The 14,533-nt window shown below is 73.6% G+C and carries 12 protein-coding genes; 3 read left to right on the forward strand and 9 right to left on the reverse strand.

Annotation, left to right across the window (positions count from 1 at the left end; translation table 11 throughout):
• The first annotated feature begins 62 nt into the window (after positions 1-62).
• Entirely contained in the window at positions 63-428 is a 366-nt protein-coding gene (locus AB0N03_RS08220) for a hypothetical protein (protein ID WP_364367250.1), read from the forward strand.
• Positions 429-526: 98 nt separating this feature from the next.
• Here the strand turns inward: AB0N03_RS08220 and AB0N03_RS08225 are convergent, their stop codons facing one another.
• Positions 527-1,090: a DinB family protein gene (locus AB0N03_RS08225; RefSeq protein ID WP_364367253.1), complete on the reverse strand. Its 564-nt coding sequence runs from the start codon at positions 1,088-1,090 to the stop codon at positions 527-529.
• Positions 1,091-1,108: 18 nt separating this feature from the next.
• Positions 1,109-4,378 (reverse strand): glucodextranase DOMON-like domain-containing protein, encoded by a 3,270-nt coding sequence (locus tag AB0N03_RS08230; protein WP_364367256.1) that lies wholly within the window; start codon positions 4,376-4,378, stop codon positions 1,109-1,111.
• A 123-nt stretch (positions 4,379-4,501) separates the two neighbouring features.
• Between AB0N03_RS08230 and AB0N03_RS08235 the strand changes: the two genes are divergently transcribed.
• Positions 4,502-4,912, forward strand: a complete 411-nt coding sequence (locus tag AB0N03_RS08235; RefSeq protein WP_364367258.1) for an ATP-binding protein — start codon at positions 4,502-4,504, stop codon at positions 4,910-4,912.
• Between the two features lie 3 nt (positions 4,913-4,915).
• Here the strand turns inward: AB0N03_RS08235 and AB0N03_RS08240 are convergent, their stop codons facing one another.
• The 6 genes from AB0N03_RS08240 to AB0N03_RS08265 form a co-directional block, all read right to left on the reverse strand.
• Positions 4,916-5,638, reverse strand: a complete 723-nt coding sequence (locus AB0N03_RS08240; protein WP_364367261.1) for a GAF and ANTAR domain-containing protein — start codon at positions 5,636-5,638, stop codon at positions 4,916-4,918.
• 208 nt (positions 5,639-5,846) lie between these two features.
• Entirely contained in the window at positions 5,847-6,149 is a 303-nt protein-coding gene (locus AB0N03_RS08245) for an STAS domain-containing protein (RefSeq protein ID WP_364367264.1), read from the reverse strand.
• On the reverse strand, positions 6,146-10,222 hold the full coding sequence (locus AB0N03_RS08250; RefSeq protein WP_364367267.1) for a SpoIIE family protein phosphatase: 4,077 nt from the start codon (positions 10,220-10,222) through the stop codon (positions 6,146-6,148). The genes AB0N03_RS08245 and AB0N03_RS08250 overlap by 4 nt, the downstream gene beginning before the upstream one ends.
• Positions 10,223-10,328: 106 nt before the next feature.
• Positions 10,329-10,754 carry an ATP-binding protein gene (locus tag AB0N03_RS08255; protein ID WP_364367270.1) on the reverse strand — a complete coding sequence of 142 codons (426 nt, stop codon included), beginning with the start codon at positions 10,752-10,754 and terminating at the stop codon, positions 10,329-10,331.
• The gene (locus AB0N03_RS08260; RefSeq protein WP_364367273.1) at positions 10,751-12,325 is read right to left on the reverse strand and encodes a GAF domain-containing SpoIIE family protein phosphatase; all 1,575 of its coding nucleotides are present in this window, start codon (positions 12,323-12,325) and stop codon (positions 10,751-10,753) included. Before AB0N03_RS08260 ends, AB0N03_RS08255 begins: the two co-directional genes overlap by 4 nt.
• A complete protein-coding gene (locus AB0N03_RS08265) occupies positions 12,322-12,705 on the reverse strand; it encodes an STAS domain-containing protein (RefSeq protein ID WP_364367276.1) in 384 nt (127 codons plus the stop codon). The genes AB0N03_RS08260 and AB0N03_RS08265 overlap by 4 nt, the downstream gene beginning before the upstream one ends.
• A gap of 168 nt (positions 12,706-12,873) precedes the next feature.
• Between AB0N03_RS08265 and AB0N03_RS08270 the strand changes: the two genes are divergently transcribed.
• Complete coding sequence (locus AB0N03_RS08270; protein WP_364367279.1) at positions 12,874-13,257, forward strand: STAS domain-containing protein; 384 nt, start codon at positions 12,874-12,876, stop codon at positions 13,255-13,257.
• A gap of 19 nt (positions 13,258-13,276) precedes the next feature.
• Here AB0N03_RS08270 and AB0N03_RS08275 read toward each other — a convergent pair whose 3' ends face one another.
• The gene (locus AB0N03_RS08275) at positions 13,277-14,497 is read right to left on the reverse strand and encodes a GAF domain-containing SpoIIE family protein phosphatase (RefSeq protein WP_364367282.1); all 1,221 of its coding nucleotides are present in this window, start codon (positions 14,495-14,497) and stop codon (positions 13,277-13,279) included.
• Positions 14,498-14,533: the final 36 nt, after the last annotated feature.

Raw genomic sequence — 14,533 nt, forward strand, 5'->3', positions numbered from 1 at the left:
CGCGCCGCTATCGCCCGGCGCGTGATGCTTCTTTCGTTGTCGGAGAACGAGAAGGAGCAGACATGCGCAAGATTCTGGTGATCGCGGCGGCCGGCGCGGTGCTCGCGGTGGGCGGGACGACGGCGGCCCTGGCGCAGTCCGGCGCCGACGACGGCACGCAGGTGCCGGCCACCGCGGTGAGCGAGCCCTCGGCCGGCACCTCGGCCACCACCTCGGCCGGCACGGAGACCACGCGTAGCAGCGAAGTCAGGGAGTCGCCGAGCGCGAGCTACCCGGCCCCGAGCACGCACCCGACCCGGTCCGCGCCGAGCACGTACCCGGCGCGCACCCACGACCTCGGCGACGACCACGGCGGCCACGGTGCCGAGCCGGGCGACGACCACGGCCGGCACCACGAAGCCGGCGACGACCACGGCGGCCGTCGCTGACCGGTCCACAGTGGACAACACGCGTGATTGGAGGGTCGACACGCGTGATTGGGCGGACGACACGGCGCCAGCCGTCGTGTCGTCCGCCCGCGTGCGTGTTACGGCTGGGCCGCGGCCGCGGCGGCCCACTCGATCTCGGCGTGCCTGGCCGTCCAGAAATCCGCGTCACGGCTCGGCGCGCTGGTCACCCCGTCCAGCTGTTCCCGCAGGATGTCGGCGTGCCCGGCGTGCCTGGTGGTCTCGGTGAGCACGTGCACCATGACGTTGAACAGCAGGACATCCGGCCGCGGCCACCACGGCACGTGGCCGGGCGCGTCGACGGGGAGAGCGTCGATCGTCGCGTCGGAGTGCTCCCCGGCGCGGCGGTAGCGGTCCACGATCTCCTCGCGCGTCTCGTGCTCGGTCGCCCACATGTCGGTGCCGCGCGCGCCCGCGTCGTCCCACCGCGGTATCGGCTCGGGGAACGGCCGGGCGAACACCTCGCCGAAGTACCGCGCTTCGGTCAGCGTCAGGTGCTTGACCAGGCCGAGCAGGTTGGTACCCGTCGCGGTCAAGGGACGGCGGACGTCGTATTCCCTGAGCCGGTCGAGCTTGCCGACCAGCACCTCGCGGATTTCCCGCAGGTCGTCGTGCAGGTACCGCTTCGCGAAGTCGTCGATCACGGTTTCGAGCCTGTCAGATCACCCCACGGGCACGCCACGCACCGCGACCGGCCCGCGGGTCGGATCCAGCTCGGCCGCCTGGTCCACTCCGGACGGCGTCAGCACGTCGAGCGCCTTCGGGGCCGTCGCCGGGTCCGCCGCGCAGATCGGCGCCGTGCCGGCCGCCGCGCACAGGCCGAACGTGTACTGCCCCGCCGTCGGCGTGAACGGCCGCGCCTGGTCGGAGGAGTTGCCGTCCTGCCCGGTCAGCACGACCGCGAACGTCCAGCCCGCGCCCGGCGTCCCGAACGCCGACTTCGCCACGCTCACCGTGATGTACCGCGTCGCCTGCGAAGCCTGCACAGACGGCGTCGCCAGCGAAGCACCCGAAGCGTCGACGAGTGCCGGGTCGGCGAAGCCCTGGACCTCGATGCGCCGGCTCCACGCGTCCTGCGCGGCGATCGAGTACGCCCGGCTCGGGAACGGCGCCGCGGTCGACGTCGTCGTCGCGGCCGGGTCGTGCGCGTAGATCGTCAGCAGCTGCGCGCCCAGCGGCGAGCCGAACGTCGGGGACAGGTCACGGATCTGCGCGCGGAAGACGAGGTTCGTGCCCGAGTCGATGACCTGGAACCGCTGCAGGTCGAACGCGCCCGCGTGGAAGTCGCCCGCCGTCGGGTAGGTGAACGTGCCCGGCCCGTTGTCGTCGCCGTCCGGGTCGGCCGCGTCGAGCAGGACCGTGCCGGTGACGAAGTCCGAGCTGATCGTCTTCTGCGCGTAGCCGGTCCCGGTGCCGGAAGTGGCGGTCGCGGTGACGACGTTCGCGCCCAGCGGCGTCGGCACCGTCGCGCTGAACGTCCCCGCCGCCGAAGCCCGGGTCGACAGCACGGAAGTCGTCCCGGCGTCGGTGGCGGACACGGCGAGGTCGACCCGGCTGCCGGCGGGCGCGGTGCCGGTGACCGCCGCGGTCGCGGTCGACACCGACGCCGGGACGTCGAGAGTGACCGCGAGCGCCGCGGGTGGGGCGTGCGTGACGTAGCGGGCGCGGACGTCGGCGGGTTGCTCGGGCAGCCGGCCGTCGGCCAGGGCCCGCGCGAGGCGCACCGACTGCGACTGCGCCCAGCTCAGCGGCGCGACCGAACCGGCGGGCTGCCCGGGGGCGAAGCCGATCGACGCCGTGCGCGGGTCCGAGCCGTACGGCGAGGCCGGCACCGCCGGGTTTTCCCACGCCTGCTCGGGAATCAGCCCGGTGCCGCCGGTCTGGGCCCGCATGGCGCGCAGCAGCGCGGCCGCCCCGGCCCGGTCGCCGGTCTGGATCGCCTGCTCGCCGCGTTCGCCGGCGAGCACCGGCCAGAGGTGTCCGGACCCGGTGTTCGGTCCCGGCCACGGCGCCCCGGTCGGCGCGCAGTTCGTCGGGTCCGGTTCGTAGCAGTCGCCGTAGCCGTCCTCGCTGCCCGGCGTGGAAGTCCCGTAGCGGTACCAGCCCGGGCCCGTCGGAGTGTCCCGCTTGAGCACGCGGTCGACGACGCCGAGCGACGCGGTGACGTCCGGGTCGTTCGCCGGCAGCACGCCGAGGCGCGTCAGCTCCAGGAACCCGGCGTCGACGACGGCGCGCTGGTAGGCGTCGACCGAGCCGTTGCCGAGGTTGTAGATCCACTCCGAGTTCGGATCGCCGTTCTTGGTCAGGCGCAGGAAGTACCGGCCGCCGTACGGTCCGGTGGAGGTGACCGTCCAGCCCTTGATGCCGCGCTGGAAGTGGTCGGCGGTCGCCCGGTAGACGCGGGCGCGCGCCGGGTCGCCGTTGCGGTCGGCGATCACGCCGGCGGCGACGAGCCCGGCGATCTCCGCGGCGATCGTCGAGGGGGAGTAGCCGCCCTGCTCTTCCCAGCGCTCGGAGCCGAACGCCGGGCCGTGCGCGACGACGAAGTCCGCGGCCGCGCGGATGTGGTCGGTGTAGAGGGTGCGGTCCCGGTCGAGCCCGGCCTGCAACGCCATCAGGATCGGGTACGCGCTCTCGTCGAGCTGGTCACCGCCGGAGTCGGGCGCTTTCTTGCCGTTCAGCATGGAGTTGCGCGGGAACCGGCCGTCGGGTTGCTGTTGCCGGCCGAACAACCACCGGACGCTCGCCCGGGCCGTTTCGCGGTCACCGGCGGCGAGCAGGCCCGAGAAGCTTTCGTAGAGGTCGCGGGCGAAGATCTCGCGGTAGGACCCGAAGTAGACCGGCTTGCCGCCGGGCGCGTCGCCCGCGGAGACCGCCTGCCCCCACGGGCTACCGAGCGACGCGACCACCGCGCCGGGAAACGTCTTGTCCTCACTGGCCTTCAGGACGTTGGCCGACTGGTAGTAAGCGTCCGACTCCTTGCCCCGCAACGGGATCAGCCCGTTGTCGTAGTCGCGCCAGCCGCGCGCGTAGTCCCGGTAGCTCTGGTCGAACGGCGTCCGCAGGCTCGCCCCGGCGGTCTGGACCGCCGCGCGCGCGTCCGCACCGAAACCCAGCGCCAGCACGGCCGGCCGGTGCGGCCGCAGGTCCAGCTGCGCGGTCTGCACGACGTTGCCGTTCACCGCCGACGGCGTCCGGTCGGTCAGCCGGTGGTCGCGGTCGAGCTGGGCCAGCCCGTCGCCGTCGGTGCCGGCGAACCCGCTGGAAGTGCTGAGGAACCGGCGGTCGGCGCGCAGCGCGGCGGCCAGCGGGGTGCCGTAGTCGCGGGCCGGTGCGCTCGACACCGTGTTCGGGTCGGCGCTGACCAGCGCGCTCGTCGCCGCGTCGACGGTCGCGGTGTCCCCGCCGCCGTTCGCCGGGCCACCACCGCCGTTGCCGTTGACGCTCGCGTCGAACCGCACGTAGACCTGGAGGTCGTTCCCGGATCCCCGCAGTGGTTCCAGGCGCGTCCGGATGAGCACGCCGGTCCGGGCCGGGTCGGTCAGGTAGTCGGTGACCAGCCGGTACTTGCCGCTGCGAGGGGTCGACGTCACCTCGCAGGCCATCCCGCCCGCGCTGGTGCGGACCGTGTAGGTCATGTCCCGCGCCTGCAGGTCGGTGAACGTGCGGCCGTCGGTGACGGCGAACTGCAGCGTCTCGACGTTCGTGTTGTCGATCACCGGTGCGTAGACGTCGGACAGCACGCCGCCCGCGACCGTGAACCACGCCTTGCTGGTCGTGTTCCGCGCGGTGCCCAGGCAGTCCTTGCGGGCCAGGCCGAAGTGCGAGAGGGCGCCGGGGCCCGGAGCCGGGGCAGCGGCGGCTGCGGGTGCCGGGAGGAGGGCGGCGGCCAGCACCGCGCACAGCACCACGGACGACGTCGACCGAGTCATCCGCACATCCGATCACGCCGGCCCGCGGTGCACCAGAGCCGAACGCAGCAGGGAAAGCCGTTACCCGTGATTGAGAACGCGAACCGGTGGGTAGCAAACCCACAGTCCCCCGGGGAGGTGAACGTGGAAGAGCACGGAACGGACGGCTGGCGGTACCGCGGCACGATTTCGCCACGGACGCTGCCGAGCCTGCGGCGGCACCTCGTGTCGTGGCTGCGCAGACGCGCCGGTGACGAGGTCGGCCGGCAGGCCGACGACGTCGTCCTGGCCTGCTGGGAAGCGATGGCGAACGTCCTGGACCACGCCTACCGCGGCCGGCCCGGGCTGATCGACATCCGGGCGCGGATCGACGAGGACGTGCTGATCGTCACCGTCGCCGACCAGGGACGCTGGGCCACGCTCGCGGAGCGATCCGACGGCGGCCGCGGCCTGCGCCTGATCCAGGCGCTGGTCGACGGTCTGGACCTCCGCTCGACCGACGACGGCACGGTGATCACGCTGACCTGGCCGTTCCCGGCCCGCCGCACCGCCTGAGCGTCAGCCGGCCGACAGGCTTTCGACGAACCGGATGGCCACGTCGCGGAGCTTCACGTTGCTGTGCTGCGACTCCGCGATCAGCCGTTTCATGGCCTCGTCGGCGGTGATCCCGTGCACGGCGATGAGTATGCCCTTGGCCTGCTCGATCACCGCCCGCGAGCTCATCGCCGTCTCGAGCTCGGTGGCGCGCTGCCGGGCCCGGCGGTAGCGGCGCGTGGTGCGCAGCCCGAACGAGACGATCGTGGTGTACAGCGCCAGCAGCCGGGAGTCGGTCTCGGCGAAGCCGTGGTCGCCGTAGCCGAAGAGGTTGAGCGCGCCGCCGAGGCTGCCGTCGACGCGCAGCGGCGCGGCGAGGTAGCTGCCGACGCCGAGGCTCAGGGCGTGCTTGGTGAACTCGGGCCACTGCGCGCCGGCCGTGGCGAGCGGCAGCCGGACGATCTCGCCGGTCTCGGCCGCGCGCAGGCACGGGCCTTCGCCGGCCGCGTACTGGACGCGGTCGATCTCGACGGCGCGGTCGTCGGTCGAGGCGGCGGTTTCCGGTTCGCCGTCGCGGATCGCGGTGATGCTGGCCAGGTCGGCCCCGGGCACGGCCCGGACGGCGTCGGCGCAGACGGCCTCGAGGATCTCCTGCTCGGAGGGTTCGGTCTCCAGGGCACCCGTGAGGTCCGCCAGCGCCGCGGTCAGCTCGTCGAGGTGCTCGGGCGGGATCGGCTCACCCGTCACTGCGGTCACCTCCGTCCCGGCTCGTGGGCGACCATACCCGCGGCCCGCGCCCCGCCGGTGCGCCAGGGAGGTGCGGTGGCCCCGGCTCGTCGCTCGCTGCTGAACGTCGTGGGTTGGACGCCGGGGTCACCTGGCGACAGCCGGCAGCACAACCCACCCGGCGACCGTCGCTGGAGGCCGCTTACCCGGTGGCGGGGCGCCCAACCCCTCAGCGGATCAGCACTTTCGCGACTTCGGCCAAGCCGGAGACGCGCAGGACGCGGTCGAGCAGGCGGGGCGCGGTCAGGCGCAGGTCGCCGGAAGCGGCCCGGTCGAACAGGACCGCGAGTCCCGCGCTGTCGACGTAGGTCACGCCGGTCAGGTCGACCGTCAGGGCGGTGCCGGCCGCCCGCTCGCGGTCCAGGGCCACGCCGAGGTCGGTCGCGTTGCTCATGTCGATCTCACCGGAGACGGTCAGGATCCGGTCTCCGTCGTCGCCGGTGGAGGTGATCAGCGTGAGTGCCGTCGTCAAGAACCGATTCTCCATTCCAGGGTGACGGTGGTGCCCTCCGCGTCGTGCCGGAGCGTGACCGCGTCGGCCAGCGCCTCCATCATCGGCGTCCCGCGGCCACGCAGCACGTGGTTGTCCGAGGGTGGCTGCTTCCACCGGCCCCGGTCGGTCACCGTGATGACCAGGCGCGAACCGGCGAAGTGAGCCGAAAGGTGTGCGGCCCCGGCGTCCTCGGGGTAGGCGTGCTCGACGGCGTTCGCGCAGGCCTCGCCCGCGGCGACGAGCACGTCCTGCGCGAGGTCGTCCCCGAGCGAGGCGGTGCCCAGCCACGCGCGCAGCCAGCGGCGCGTCGAGGCGAGGCTGTCCGGGTGCGCCGGGAAGTCCAGCTCCAGCGGCGGCACCGACCGGCGGTAGAGCAGCAGCGCGACGTCGTCCTCGTACCCGTCGGCCGGCCGGAGCCGGCCCATCAGCGTGGTCGCCAGGTCGGCGAGGTCGGCGTCCCACGCGTCGTGGGCGGCCGAGGTGGCCCGGTCGATGCCGTCGTCCAGCGACTCGCGGCGGCGCTCGACGAGGCCGTCGGTGTAGAGCATCAGCAGTGATCCGATCGGGACGACCGCCGTGGCCTCCGGGCGCGTGGCGGGGATGCGGACCGCGAGGGGCACGCTGCCGCCCGCGTCGAGGAACTCCGCCGAGCCGTCGCTGTGCACCAGCGTGGCCGGCGGGTGCCCGGCGCTGCTGTAGGTGAGCGTCCCGGTCGCGGGGTCGAGGACGCCGCAGAAGACGGTGGTGCACAACGCACCCGGCAGCCGGTCGGCGAAGCGGTCGAGCGTGGTCAGGGTGTGCGCCGGGCCGTTGGCCTCCAGCAGCAGCGCGCGGCAGGCGCTGCGCAGCTGGCCCATCACCGCGGCCGCGGTGAGCCCGCGGCCGACGCAGTCGCCGACGACGATGCCGATCCGGTCGCCGGCCAAGGGGACGACGTCGTACCAGTCGCCGCCCACCTCCAGGGGCGGGTTCGCCGGTTCGTAGCGCACCGCGAAACCGTCGGGCAGCAGGGCCGGGCCGAGGATCGAGCGCTGCAGCGCGATGGCGACCTCGCGCTGCCGGTCGTCGCGGTGGGCGCGGCGCAGGGCGTGCGCGAGCGTCCCGGCCAGCAGCGCCAGCAGGGTCCGGTCCTCGGTGCCGAGCGGACGGCGCGGGTCCGGCTCCACCCAGAGCGTCAGCCGGCCGCCGGGGTGGTCCAGCGTCGTGCCGGCCCCGCCCTCCGCCGGCGTCGCGTGCAACGCCGGGAGCGAGCGGATCCGGTCGAGCGTCTCGCGCAGCGGCGCGGCGAGGTCCGTCCACCGCCGGTCGCCGGGGCCGGTGGACGTGAGCTCCGGCTCGCCGTCGCGCGGCCAGGTCACCGCGAGCACGCGCTCGGCCTGCCACAGCTCGCGCAGCAGGTCCAGCGCGGTGCGGAGCACGTCCGGCACCCCGCTGACCCCGGCGAGCCGCTGGTTGATCGCGGCGAGCGCGTTTTCCCGCTGCACCGCGTAGCGCTCCGCGGTGACGTCGCGGATCGTGCCGACGAGCCGGCGGCGGCCCTCGTCGTCGTGCAGTTCGTTGTACGCGATCGCGGCCCACACCCGGTGGCCGTCCCGATGCCGCAGCGGCAGCACGAAGCTGCCGGACGGCTCGGTCCGCGACCGGCGCAGCGCGTCGGCGACCTGCCGGAAGGCGATCGGATCGTCGTCGGGCCCCGGCGACCAGGGGAACGGCTGCGCGTAGGGCAAACCGTCGGGCCCGAAGCCGAGCAGCTCGGTGCACGCGGCGTTCATCTCGACGATCCGCCCGTCGGTGTCACAGACGAAGAAGCCCTCCTGCAAGGAGTCGATCATCGCCGCGCGCCACCGGGAGTGCTGCGTCCGCACCCGCGCCAGCCGGATGGTCGTGCGGACGCGGGCGAGCAGTTCCTGCGCGGAGAACGGCTTCACGAGGTAGTCGTCGGCCCCGGCGGCCAGCCCGTCGACGGCGGCCTCCTGCCCGGCGCGGGCGGACAGCAGCAGCACGGGCACGGCGGCGGTGCGCGGTTCGCGCCGCAATTCGGCGAGCAGGCCCAGGCCGTCGAGGCGCGGCATCATCACGTCGCTGATGATCAGGTCGGGCGGCTCGCCGGACGCGGCGGCGAGCGCCTCGACGCCGTCACGCACCGCGGTCACCGCGTAGTCCTCGCGCAGCAGCCGGGCGAGGTAGCCACGCATGTCGGCGTTGTCGTCGGCGACCAGCACGCGAGCGCCGGTGACCGGGGTGGAGGCGGCACCGGGCGCGGGTTCGCCGTCCGGCAGCCAGCGCAGGGCTTCCTGCACGTACGGCTCGGCGGTGTCCGCGGCGACGCCGTCCGCCGATGCCTCCGGGACGAGGTGTTCGGCCGGCAGGTGCCCGGTGCCCAGCGGCAGCCGGATCCGGAACGTCGTGCCGGCGCCGGGCGTGCTCTCTGCGGCGACGACGCCGCCGTGCATGCCGACGAGCTCCCGCACCAGCGCCAGGCCGATCCCGCTGCCCTCGTTCGAGCGCGCCCGCACCGACGGGATCCGGTGGAACCGCTCGAACAGCCTGGGCAGCTCGGCCGCTTCGATCCCGATCCCGGTGTCGGACACGGTGACCACGGCGTCCTCGCCGTCCAGGGCGGTGCGCACCCGGATCTCGCCGTCGAAGGTGTACTTGACCGCGTTGGACAGCAGGTTGAGGACGACCTTCTCCCACATCGCGCGGTCGACGTGCACCGGTGCGGCCAGCGGCGGGCAGTCGACCTCGAACCGCAGCCCGGCCCGCTCGACGGCGGCGCGGAACAGGCTCGCCAGCTCCGCGGTGAACGCGGCGAGGTCCACCGGTTCGAAGCGGGCCTGCATCCGGCCCGCCTCGATCCGGGAGAAGTCGAGCAGGTTGTTCACCAGCCGCCCCAGCCGCAGCGCGTTGCGGTGGATGACCGCGACCTCTTCGCGGACGCGCTCGTCCGCGTCGCCGAGCGTCTTTCCCAGCTCGGCGACCGGCCCCAGGATCAGGGTGAGCGGGGTCCGGAACTCGTGGCTGATGTTGGCGAAGAAGGTGGTCTTCGCCGCGTCCAGCGCGGTCAGCTCCTCGGCGCGCTGCTGCTGGGCCTGGTAGGCGAGCGCGCCGTTGACCAGCGCCGCGGTCTGCTGGGCGACCAGCCCGAGGAACGTCCGGTAGGACTCGTCGAGCGCGCGCCCGGCGCTCGCCGCGAGCACGATCACGCCGGTGGCCGCGGTGGCGCGGTCGCCGAGCAGGGGCAGCACCATCGCTTCGGCGGGAGGCGTGGACCAGGTGCCCGCCGGCAGCTCGCCGAAGGTCGTCGTCAGGTCGGACAGGGTGCGCGGGACGCCGTCGGAGAGCACTTCCCGGAGCGGCCAGTCGTCCGCGTGCCCGGCACTGCCGGGGGTGAGGGCCGCGAGGGCGAGCTCGCCGTCGTCTTCGCGGACGTGGATCGCGTAGTAGGGGACGTCGGCGCCGGCCCGATCGAGCACGCGGGCGACCAGCTCGCAGGCCTCACCGGCGGTGCGGGCGATGCCGGCCCGGGCGCCGAGCTCGCGCAGGGTTGCCATCCGGCGTTCGCCGATCACGCGCTCGGTGGTGTCGCTGACCGCGGTGAACACGGCCCGGACAGCGCCTTCGTCGTCGTGCACCGGGCTGTAGGAGTAGGTCCAGTAGGTCTCTTCCCAGTAGCCGTGCCGGTTCATCGGCAGCAGCAGGTCCTCCGACCAGGTCGCTTCGCCGGTGGTCATCACGCTCTCGAGCATCGGGCCGATGATGTGCCAGATCTCGCTCCAGACCTGCGCGCCCGGCTTGTCCAGCGCCGGGTGCTTGGTGCCGAGCAGCGGCAGGTAGGCGTCGTTGTAGAGGAACCGCAGATCCGGTCCCCACCAGACGATCATGGGGAAGCGCGAGGTGAGGCAGATCCGCACGGCCGTCGTCAGGCTGGCCGGCCAGCCCGACGGTTCGCCCAGCGGGGACGACGCCCAGCCGAACTCCCGCATCCGGGCCGCCATCCGGCTGGTTCCCGGGAAAACGGCGCGCTGGCCGGATTCCTCGCCGACGCTCATCACCCTCCAGTTGACGCGAACCCCGGTCGAGCCTACCTGCCCGGGGTGGGAGCCGCCGCGTACGCGGGCCGGACCCGACCGGGTGACGCGGCGCCGGCTCGAGGCTTCAGCTCGCGCCGCCGGAGAGCCAGGTCATCGTGACCGTCGTGCCGTCCTCGCGGTGCACCTGCGCGCTGTGGTCGGCGAGGTGGTCGATGAGCAGCAGGCCGCGGCCCCGCAACCCGTTCGTCGAGGCCGGGGCGCGCCAGGCGCCGAAGTCGGTGACCGTCACCGTCAGCCGCCCGTTCTGCGCCTCGGCCCGGACGTCGACCTGGCCCGCTTCGCCGTCGCGGTAGGCGTGCTCGGCGGAGTTGGCCATCGCTTCGTAGCCCGCGAGGACCACGTCCTCCTGGCGTTCTTCGCTCAGGCCGAGCGTGCTCAGCCAGTCCGCCAGCGCTCCGCGCAGCTCCGGCAGCCGGTCCGCCACGGCGGCCATGCGCCGGTGGAACGTCGCCGGGGGCCCGGGCGCGCCCGGGGAGAGGGGGTCCGTCATGATCCGTCCTCTCCTCGGTGGCGCACGTGGATCAGCGCGATGTCGTCGTCGTGCCGGCCGTGGGTCAGCTCGTCGACGAGCTTGTCCCACGCCGGACCGTGGTCGGCCGAGGCCAGCACCTCGGGAATGCCCGCCAGGAGCCATTCCACACCCAGGGTGAGGTCACGCGTGCGGCTTTCGACCAAGCCGTCGGTGTAGAGCACCAGATCCGCACCGGGCGGGAACCCGGTGCCGCGCTGGGGGAAGTCGGAGCCGACGCCCAGCGGCTGCGCCAGCGCCTCGCCGATTTCCGCCGGCTCGGCGCCCGGGCGGACCAGGATCGCCGGCAGGTGGCCGGCGTTGGCGTAGGTCAGCGTGCCGTCACCGGGCGAGTGGACCGCGTAGAAGCACGTCACGAAGCTTTCGCCGAACAGCCCGCCGGTCAGCGCGGAGACGTTGCGCAGCACCTCCGACGGCGGCAGCTCGAGCAGCGCGTAGCAGCGGACGGCGGTGCGGACCTGGCCCATCACGGTCGCGGCCGTGACGCCGTGGCCGACGACGTCGCCGATGACGAACGCGGTCGCGCCGGACGGAAGCGCGATGATGTCGAACCAGTCGCCGCCCACCTTGCTCCCGGTCGCCGCGGGCAGGTACCGGGTGAGCACGTCGAGGCCGGGGGTCGGGGGCGCGACCGGCAGCATGCTGCGCGACAACTCGGAGGCGAGGGTGCGCTCGCGCTCGTACAGGCGGGCGTTGTCCAGTGCGATGGCCGAATAGGCGGCGATGCCCTCGGCGAGGTACTCGTGGCGCGCCGTGAACCGGTCCGGTTCCGGGTGGCCGAAGAAGAATCCGCCCAGTACCTCTCCGGTGGTCGGGCTGAGCACCGACACCGCCAGGTAGCTGCGGACGGGCAGGTGCCCGTCCGGCATCCCGTGGTGGGGCGCGTTCTTCCCGAACCGCGGGTCCCGCGTGATGTCGGGGCTGCGGACGGTGCCGGCGCCGTCGAAGGTCGGCGCGAACACCTCGGTGTTGCGCGGCATGGGGAACCGCGCGAACGCCTCCCGCGGCACCCCCGAAATCGTGTACAGCGTGTATGACTCGCCGAGCTCGTCGACCAGGTTGTAGAAGAAAGCACCGAACTCGGCGGCGGTCGCCTGGGTGGCCGCGTCGGTCGCGTCCTGCACGAGCCGGTCGATGTCGAGCTGCGCGGTCAGCTCGCGGCCGGTGGCGTGCAGCGCGTCGAGCACGGCGGCTTCGCCCTGCAGCCGCCGCACGGTGCCCGCCAGGTGGGCGGTCGCGGCGTCGACGGCACCGGCGACGGCCGGCAGTGTCCCGCCGATCTCCTCAGTGGTATAGACCAAAGTGGCGGGCCCGGTGCCGGCAACGGCGATCGCGCCGGTGATCTCCCGGCCCGGCACCAGGCCCGCCAGGACCGCCCGGTCCGTCACGGCGGCCGCGACGTGGTCGCCGAGCACCGCGCGCGCTTCGGCGGGTTCGAGGGGACGGACGTCGGTGGTGACGGGAGCTCCGCGGCCGTCGACGAACGCCCGGCGCACGGCGCCGAGCAGGTCGTCGGACCCCGGGGCCGTCATCCGGTGGCCAGCGCCTCGGACAGCGACGGGTAGACGGCGAACTCGTCGGTCAGCCGGGTCAGTTCCAGCGGCCGCAGGGTGATCCGCCCGGTGGCCACCACCCGCAGCGGCGCGGACACCGTCCGCCCGCGGTGCGCACGCACGAGCTCGGCCATGCCGGCGGAGGCGAGGAAGGTGACCCCGGTCAGGTCGATGACGAGGACCGCGGGCGCCAAGCGCGCGGCGCGCTCGGCCAGCTGCCGCAGCTTCGGTGCCAGCGCGAGGTCGAGCGCGCCGTCGACCCGGAGCACGGCCGTGCCGTCCCGGTTTTCCAGCGCCACCCGGCCCGCTGAGCTTGCGGCGTCACCGAGGGATTTCCCGGTCGCGTCCGTTTCGGCCATGACGACATCCTCCCTGTTCCCGGTCGGTGCGCAAAGCGGAACGAGCGCTGAGACGGCGGCGTGCGGCGGGGGCGGGCATGATTGATCCCGGTTGAGCAGACAGCCTTCGTGATGACGCGTGCCCGCCGGACACTCCGGTGGCACTGCGAGGGCGAGGAGAAGAACACGATGACGGAGCACATCCACAGTGAGGGCTCGGCCACCGCTGTGCCATTCGGCGAATTCAGGATCGCCCGAACGGAGCAGGACGGGGCGGTCGTCGTCGAGGTCGCCGGCGACGTGGACACGACCACCGCGCCGGCTCTGGTGCAGGCCGCGGAAGAGGCACTGGCCTCGGCTCCGCCGCTGCTGGTGGTCGACCTGACCCGGGTGGAGTTCCTGGCCTCCCCCGGCCTGACGGCGTTGCTGACCATCCACCGCAACGCCGGTTCCGGCACCGCGGTGCGGATCGTCGCGGCCGGCCGGGCGACGTTGCGCCCGATCCAGCTGACCGGGCTCGAGGACAGCCTTTCCCTGTTCCCGACCCGGGAGGCGGCGCTGACCGCGTCCTGACCGCGTCGTCCCGGCCGGCTCAGCCGGCCGGGACGGCCCGGCGCCGGATGGCCAGCAGGGCGACGTCGTCCTGGGCCGCCCGGTTGCCGATCATCGCGGCCATCACCTGCGCGCAGACCCGGTCCGGGTCGCCCGCGCGCAGGGTTCGCGCCAGCTGTTCCATCCCGGTGTCCACCGGCCGGTCCCGGCGCTCGACCAGGCCGTCGGTGTAGAAGGCCAGCACACCGGCCGGGGTCAGGTCGACCACCGTCGTGCGCCGCCGGGGCTGCCCGATGGTCAACCCGATCGGGGGATCCGGTGGGACGTCCAGCAGCCGTCCCGCGCTGTCCGGTTCGGCCTGCACGGGCGGCAGGTGTCCGGCGAGGGACAGCGCCATGGTCTCGCGGCCCGGTTCGATGATCCCGTAGGCGACGGTGGCCATCGCGCCGTGCTCGAAGTGGTTGGCTTTACGGTCGAGCTTGGCGAGGACGTCGGCGGGGCTCTCGCAGTCGAGGGCGTAGGCGCGCAAGGCACTGCGCAGCCGTCCCATGATCACGGCGGCCTCGAGCCCGTGGCCGGAGACGTCGCCCATCACGACGCCGACGCGGTCGCCGGGGAGCGAAAACAGGTCGTACCAGTCGCCGCCGAGGCCGGTTTCCGCGCCGGGCACGTACCGGGCGCCGAAGGCGAGGCCGGGCAGGTCGGGGAGGCTGTTGGGCAGCAGGCTGCGCTGCAGCGCCATGGTGGCGGTGCGGTTCTCCTCGAGCGCCTCGACCTGGATGGTCATGGCCAAGCGGTCCGCGAGCAGCTGCATGGTGCCGACATCGGCCTCGGTGAACTGCCGGAGCGCGACGGATCCGACGTGCAGCACCCCGACGAGCTCGGGCCCGGCGACCATCGGGACGCCGAGCATGGAGTGCAGGCCCCGTTCCCAGAGCAGGGAGTTCACGACGGTGGTTTCGTCGACGTGGTCGAGGACGACGGGCGCGCGCTCGAGCGCCACCCGGCCGGCGAACCCGCTGCCGACCGGCACCCGCACGCCCTGGTGGACTTCCTCTTCGATGCCCGCCGCCGCGAAGGCCACCAGCTGACGGCCACTGGGCTGGTACCGCAGCACGGTAGCGGTGTCGACCTCCATGACCTCGCGCAGCCGCTGCAGGGTCTCGGCCAGCAGCTCGGCCAGGCCGAGGTGCTCGGCGGGCACGCCGAGGATCGTTTCCAGCTGTTGCAGCCGGTCGTGGGCGTCGAGACTTCGCGACATGGAACGACCCTAGCCGCCAGTCCTTTGCGCCCCCAA

Origin of the sequence: Amycolatopsis sp. NPDC051061 (assembly GCF_040682935.1) — a bacterium.
Lineage (GTDB): Bacteria > Actinomycetota > Actinomycetes > Mycobacteriales > Pseudonocardiaceae > Amycolatopsis.

Excerpts from the sequence above, each read along its gene's own strand:
- AB0N03_RS08265 (WP_364367276.1), bottom strand. The coding sequence starts at position 12,705 with ATGGCCGAAACGGACGCGACCGGGAAATCCCTCGGTGACGCCGCAAGC.
- AB0N03_RS08275 (WP_364367282.1), bottom strand. The coding sequence starts at position 14,497 with ATGTCGCGAAGTCTCGACGCCCACGACCGGCTGCAACAGCTGGAAACG.
- AB0N03_RS08270 (WP_364367279.1), top strand. The coding sequence starts at position 12,874 with ATGACGGAGCACATCCACAGTGAGGGCTCGGCCACCGCTGTGCCATTC.
- AB0N03_RS08230 (WP_364367256.1), bottom strand. The coding sequence starts at position 4,378 with ATGACTCGGTCGACGTCGTCCGTGGTGCTGTGCGCGGTGCTGGCCGCC.
- AB0N03_RS08255 (WP_364367270.1), bottom strand. The coding sequence starts at position 10,754 with ATGACGGACCCCCTCTCCCCGGGCGCGCCCGGGCCCCCGGCGACGTTC.
- AB0N03_RS08250 (WP_364367267.1), bottom strand. The coding sequence starts at position 10,222 with ATGAGCGTCGGCGAGGAATCCGGCCAGCGCGCCGTTTTCCCGGGAACC.
- AB0N03_RS08260 (WP_364367273.1), bottom strand. The coding sequence starts at position 12,325 with ATGACGGCCCCGGGGTCCGACGACCTGCTCGGCGCCGTGCGCCGGGCG.
- AB0N03_RS08220 (WP_364367250.1), top strand. The coding sequence starts at position 63 with ATGCGCAAGATTCTGGTGATCGCGGCGGCCGGCGCGGTGCTCGCGGTG.